The organism is Enterovirga sp. (assembly GCF_028290205.1).
In the GTDB taxonomy this organism is placed as follows: domain Bacteria; phylum Pseudomonadota; class Alphaproteobacteria; order Rhizobiales; family Beijerinckiaceae; genus Enterovirga.
On the sequence record NZ_JAQGKF010000013.1, the window covers coordinates 1 to 5861 of the forward strand.

Annotated in this window: 6 protein-coding genes, 1 tRNA gene and 1 pseudogene; 4 read left to right on the plus strand and 4 right to left on the minus strand. The window is 70.0% G+C overall.

From position 1 onward, the window contains the following. Nucleotides 1–451 precede the first annotated feature (451 nt). Entirely contained in the window at nt 452–637 is a 186-nt protein-coding gene (locus JWR86_RS01260; RefSeq protein ID WP_299559596.1) for a hypothetical protein, read from the minus strand. Nucleotides 638–978: 341 nt separating this feature from the next. Between JWR86_RS01260 and JWR86_RS01265 the strand changes: the two genes are divergently transcribed. After that, nucleotides 979–1245, plus strand: a complete 267-nt coding sequence (locus JWR86_RS01265; protein ID WP_299559600.1) for a hypothetical protein — start codon at nt 979–981, stop codon at nt 1243–1245. A gap of 137 nt (nt 1246–1382) precedes the next feature. Here JWR86_RS01265 and JWR86_RS01270 read toward each other — a convergent pair whose 3' ends face one another. Beyond that, nucleotides 1383–1637, minus strand: coding sequence for a hypothetical protein (locus tag JWR86_RS01270; RefSeq protein ID WP_299559603.1), 255 nt, complete (start codon nt 1635–1637; stop codon nt 1383–1385). Between the two features lie 389 nt (nt 1638–2026). Further along, nucleotides 2027–2102, minus strand: a tRNA-Glu gene (locus JWR86_RS01275). Between the two features lie 91 nt (nt 2103–2193). On the opposite strand from JWR86_RS01275, the gene JWR86_RS01280 reads away from it, so the two are divergent. After that, nucleotides 2194–3192, plus strand: a complete 999-nt coding sequence (locus tag JWR86_RS01280) for an RluA family pseudouridine synthase (protein ID WP_299559606.1) — start codon at nt 2194–2196, stop codon at nt 3190–3192. 174 nt (nt 3193–3366) lie between these two features. Continuing rightward, nucleotides 3367–4257, plus strand: coding sequence for an RNA polymerase sigma factor RpoH (gene rpoH, locus JWR86_RS01285; RefSeq protein WP_299559609.1), 891 nt, complete (start codon nt 3367–3369; stop codon nt 4255–4257). Nucleotides 4258–4305: 48 nt separating this feature from the next. Here the strand turns inward: rpoH and JWR86_RS01290 are convergent, their stop codons facing one another. Further along, entirely contained in the window at nt 4306–4746 is a 441-nt protein-coding gene (locus JWR86_RS01290) for a nucleoside deaminase (RefSeq protein ID WP_299559612.1), read from the minus strand. A gap of 38 nt (nt 4747–4784) precedes the next feature. Here JWR86_RS01290 and JWR86_RS01295 point away from each other — a divergent pair. Next, nucleotides 4785–5750 (plus strand): annotated as a pseudogene (locus JWR86_RS01295) (pseudouridine synthase); the annotation flags it as partial. Nucleotides 5751–5861: the final 111 nt, after the last annotated feature.

The following is a 5861-nucleotide window of genomic DNA, read 5'->3' on the forward strand; positions in this document are numbered from 1 at the left end:
CCAATGACTTGCCGACCGATCTGGGCGGCGTCGTACCGTTGAGAAGCAGGAGCTTTTGCCGGCGCTCCCCAAAGGCGTGAGGGTGCTGGCCGACTCTGAATGCGAAGCCCCGCGATTCCTGCGCGAGGTCGAGCCCGACGTGTCTTCGCGCGACCGAACGCCCTCGCCCCGGCCCTCCACGACAATCCTGCACCCCGGCCGACATCTCGTGGCGGGGCGCTTTTGCGTGGCCGAGCCCCGGAGAGTTTTCAGGCCTGACAACCGCGACGGCCTCCTGTTCGGAGCGCCCAAGATCGCGGCGCATCTCGGCCTGACTGTACGGCAGACCAGGCACATTATCGCGAGGGGAGGTCTGCCGACATTCCGCCTGCCGGGGAGCGCGATCATCTGCTGTCGCCCAGAAACCTTGAACGCCTGGCTCGCCGAGCGCGAGGCGGCGGCCCGCAGGCCGTCAGAACCGGCGGGAGAGGACCCCGAGCGCCAGGACGGCGTAGGCGCCGACGAAGAACCACGTCCGGTGCGAGACGACCGTCGGGCCGACAACGGGGATCTTGAGCTTGAGGCTGGCCAGCGCGAGCCCGACGAGCACGAGGGATAGCGCGAAGGTGATCAGGCGCGGCGGGGACAAGCGGATCATCCGCCGATCCTCGCCGCCCTTGGTTGATGAAGAGTGAGCGGCTCGCCCGGCGCCGAGCGCGGGGCGGCGGGGCGGGAGAAGGCGCCGGCGTCAGAGTAGGCCGGCTATGTCAGCCGGATCCCAGCCCACTCGCACACGCGCCGCTGCATGGCATCGGTATTCAGGGTCGCGCCTTCAGCGACGGCCTGCGTCGGATGCACGCTCTGCCCGACCGAGTCACCCTGCCGGGGGAGCCCACGCAAACCGGCTGTAGCGGCCCCAGGACGGGCGTGAGGCGTCCGCGGCTAGTTTCTTGTGCCCGGAACGGCGACCGGGCGCTGGTGGGGCGCTCGAGGCAGGGGGTGGCCGGCGAGCGTCAGCAGCTCGGCCATCCGACCCTTCAGCTGCTCCATCTTCGTGCGGAAGCGGCCGCGATCGTAGACGGCGGCCAGATCGGGCAGGAACAGGATCTTGGCGGCCTGCAGATATTGCGGGCTGACGTCGACGAGCCTCCCTCCACGGTCGCGCCAGACGACATGATGCTCGGCTTCGAAGTAGAGGCGGGGCAGGCGCCAGATCCCCCAGCCATGGACTCGCCGCCGTCCCGCTCAATCGTACGAGCGACGTAGTCGAAGCAGAGGCGCTGTCCCGCATCATCGGCGGGTCGCGACGGGACATAGACAGCCCGCTCGGGTGAGGTCGACTGGCAGAACGTGCGAAGGGCTGGGGTGATCGCCCCAGGCACGGTGAGCATCGGGCGAACCTCTCACCCGCCCGTGAGGCCGTCAGCGAAGTCGTCAGGGATCTCGCCGAACGTGCCGAGGATCTCGATCTTGGCGACCTCGCCGGTTTCGTCGTCGGCGTCCACCTGCAGGGCGGCCGTCCCCGGGAAGCGGGCCGCCGAGGCTTCGGCCCGCTTCAGGGCGCCGGCCTTGGTCGGCGCGACGTCCTTCTGACCGGGCACGAGGCGCTTCCGTTTTATTTCGAAGGTTTGGACAATGAAGGTGGTTTTGAGGGGCATGGCTATGTTCAGGCCGCATGCTCTGAATAGCCGGCGTTCACACGGAGCGATTTCACTTTCAGCTTCAAGGCGTCGACTTCGGGCCGCAACTTAAGGATCTCCTCGTTCTGCTTCTCGGCAACAGTCATGACGGACTGAGCGAAGGCTCCGATGCACGCCGACGAAGCAGCGAACCGCCTTCGCGCTGATGCTTCACCGGCCGGCGTGGGAGCGACGTCACCGCACGAGGTGGAAACGAGGTGAACTGGGCTGCGGAGCAGGCCGGCTTGGCGCGAGGCGCCATCACCCTCCGGGAGGCACACAGCGGGACAGAGTTAGCCAAACCGTGTCGGCGCGATTCGGGGAAACCGCATGATGGCGACGGAAAAGAAGGATGTTGGCCAGGGCGGTGGCGCTCCCAAGGGGACTCGAACCCCTGTTTTCGCCGTGAGAGGGCGACGTCCTAGACCGCTAGACGATGGGAGCTTCCGGCCGGCCGTGGGCACCCTATAATGGGGCCGTGCACATGCGACAAGCCTTCCCCGACGAGAGAACCACAGCCGCCGAGGCGGAGCCCGTGTTGGACACCGAGGAGGGTGAGGAGCGCGCGTTCGACCTCTCCGGGCGCTCGGGCCGGCTCGACCGCGTGCTGGCCGAAGCCTGGCCCGACCTGTCCCGCAGCCGTCTCCAGGCCCTGATTCGCGAGGGCTGCGTGGCGCTGGACGGGGGCGTGGTGCTCGATCCCTCGCTGCGAATGGCCGGCGGCACTGCGATGCTGCGCCTGCCGCCGGCCCTCGACGCGGTGCCGCTGGCCGAGCCGATCCCGCTCGACATCGTGTTCGAGGACGAGGACGTGGTGGTGGTGAACAAGCCGGCCGGGCTCGTCGTCCATCCCGGCGCCGGTCACGACCGCGGCACCCTGGTCAACGCCCTGCTGGCCCATTGCGGCCCCAGCCTGTCGGGCATCGGCGGCGTGCGGCGGCCCGGCATCGTGCACCGGCTCGACAAGGACACGAGCGGCCTCCTGGTCGCGGCCAAGACGGACCGCGCGCACCGCTCGCTGGGCGAGCAATTCGCCGATCACGGCCGCACCGGCCCCCTGGAACGGGCCTATCTGGCTCTCCTCTGGGGTGTGCCGGAGCCGAAGGCCGGCACCGTGGACGCCTGGCTGGCGCGCTCGGCCGCGCATCGCGAAAAGATTGCCGTCACGGCGGCGGGCCGCGGCCGGCACGCCGTGACCCATTATCGCGTCGAGGAGGCGTTCTTGGACCGCGGCGGCGAGGCGGCGGCGAGTCTGGTCCGCTGCACCCTGGAAACTGGCCGCACGCATCAAATCCGCGTGCACATGGCGCACCGGCGCCATCCGCTGCTCGGCGACACGCTCTATGGCGCCGGCTTCCGAACCAAGGCCGGGCGTCTGTCGCCGGCCGCCCAGGCGGAGTTGGCGGGCCTCGGCCGCCAGGCGCTGCACGCCGTGCTGCTGCAATTCGCCCACCCGGTCTCCGGTGAGGTGATGCGCTTCGAGAGCAAGCTGCCGCCGGACCTGTCCCGGCTCGTGGCGGCACTGCGGGAATGACCGTTTCTGACCGGGGCGGCGAGGCCTGAGACGAAACGGGCCTGACTGCGTTGTCGTGCATCTTGTCACGCGGTGCCCCTTTTCGGCCACGCTCCGAGTCCCTACTTGCGAGGGTCGCGGTCGCCGGACGGGATCGCAGCGGGCCGGTAGATTCGGCTGCCGCGAGGAGGTGAAATGGCTGGCGCATTGCCCGCATTGGCGAGCGAGGGGGGACTCTCGCACTATCTGAACGAGATCCGTCGTTTTCCGATGCTCGAGCCGACCGAGGAATTCACCCTCGCGAAGCGTTGGGCCGACGAGGGTGATCGCGAAGCCGCGCATCGGCTGGTCACGTCGCATCTGCGGCTCGTGGCGAAGATCGCCATGGGCTATCGCGGCTATGGTCTGCCGATCAGCGAGGTCGTCAGCGAAGGCAATGTCGGCCTGATGCAGGCCGTGAAGCGCTTCGACCCCGACAAGGGGTTCCGCCTCGCCACCTATGCGATGTGGTGGATCAAGGCGGCGATCCAGGAATACATTCTGCGCTCGTGGTCCCTCGTGAAAATGGGCACCACGGCGAACCAGAAGAAGCTGTTCTTCAATCTCCGCAAGGCGAAGGGCCAGATCTCGGCCCTCGACGAGGGCGACCTGCGGCCCGACCAGGTGGCCACCATCGCCACCCGGCTCGGCGTCACGGAGCAGGACGTGGTGGACATGAACCGCCGCCTCGGCGGGGACGTGTCCCTCAACGCCCCCCTTCGCGAGGAAGGGGAAGGGGAATGGCAGGATTGGCTCGTCGATGATTCGGCCGGGCAGGAAACGGTGCTGGTCCGCGAGCAGGAGGGCCGAAACCGTCTTGCCGCCCTGCGCGACGCGCTTGGTGTCCTGAACCCGCGCGAACGGCGCATCTTCGAGGCGCGTCGCCTGGCCGAGGACCCCATCACGCTGGAGGACCTGTCCGGCGAATTCGGGGTCTCGCGGGAGCGCGTGCGCCAGATCGAGGTCAGGGCGTTCGAGAAGGTGCAGGACGCCGTCCGCAAGAATCTCGCCGTGCGCGAAGCCGCGCCGCAGGCGGCCGTGAGCTGAACGGGTGCGGCGCGGTCCGCAGCCGGCCGGAGGTCGACCGGCCTGGCGCTAGCGCCGAGTCGCGAAAAACCCGCGCAGGAGCAAAGCCGCCTCCCCTTCGCGCAGCCCGCCATAGATCTCGGGCGCATGGTGGCAGGTCGGCTGGCTGAACAGCCGCGGCCCGTGCTCCACGGCGCCCCCCTTGGGGTCGGGCGCGCCGAAATAGAGGCGCCGAAGGCGAGCCCAGGACATCGCGCCGGCGCACATCGCGCAGGGCTCGAGGGTCACATAGAGGTCGCAGCCGGACAGCCGGTCGGTGCCGAGCGCCAGCGCGGCAGCCCGAATCGCCACGATCTCGGCATGCGCTGTCGGGTCGCGATCCTGCCGGGTGCGGTTGCGGCCGGTCGCCAGGACCGCGCCGTCGCGCAGCACCACCGCCCCGACCGGCACCTCGCCGTCGTCCCCGGCCGCCCGCGCTTCCGCGAGCGCCAGGGCCATCGCGTCCACCATGCCTCGCCCCCGCCCTGCCCCTCTGCTATCAGCGCCTCATGACCGACAACAAGGAGGGGCGTGGCCCCTGGACGAGACGTGCTCCCGCGGAGGCTCGGCACGCGAACGCGCCGCGGGCCGGAGATGCGAATCGCGGCGGTGGAGGAGATCGGGGCGCCCGCCCCGACCACAGCCGCCGCCCCGCGCCCGCGCCCGATTCATCGGCGGATGACGCCGCCCGGCTGCTGCCGGCTGAGGAGCGCATCGCCAAGGTGATCGCCCGGGCCGGGATTTGCTCCCGGCGCGACGCCGAGGCTCTGATCGAGGCCGGCCGCGTCACCCTGGACGGGGAGCGCGTGCTGTCGCCGGCGCTCAACGTCGCACAGGATGCCCGCATCGCCGTGGACGGGGAGCCGCTGCCGCTGCGCGAGCGCACGCGGCTCTGGCTGTTCCACAAGCCCCGCGGCCTCGTCACCACCTTCCGCGACCCGCAGGCCCGCCCCACGGTGTTCGAATCACTCCCGGAAGAGATGCCCCGGGTGGTCGCCATCGGCCGCCTGGACATCAACACCGAGGGTCTTCTCCTCCTGACCAATGACGGCGGCCTGGCGAAGGTGATCGCCCATCCCGAGACGGGCTGGACGCGCCGCTACCGGGTGCGCGCACGGGGCGACGTCACGCAGGCCGAACTCGACCGGCTGCGCGACGGCATCACCATCGATGACATCAATTACGGGCCGGTCGAAGCGACGCTGGACCGGCAGCAGGGCGACAACACCTGGATCTCGCTGGCCCTGCGGGAGGGCAAGAACCGCGAGGTGAAGCGGATCCTCGAGCATCTCGGGCTGCAGGTGAACCGGCTGATTCGGCTCTCCTTCGGGCCCTTCCAGCTCGGCGACCTCGAATCGGGGCTCGTCGAGGAGGTGAAGACCAAGGTTCTGCGCGATCAGCTCGGCCAGGCCCTCGCCAGCGAGGCGGGCGTGGATTTCGAGAGCCCGGTCCGGGAACCAATCGCGCCCTTCGGCCGGCCCGAAGCCCCGCAAGCCGGTCGCGGGCCGCGCATTCCGGAGCCGCGGCGGGCGGGAGCGTCCGACCGCTTCAGTGCCGGAGCCGGGCGCGGCGGCGGCCGGCCCACG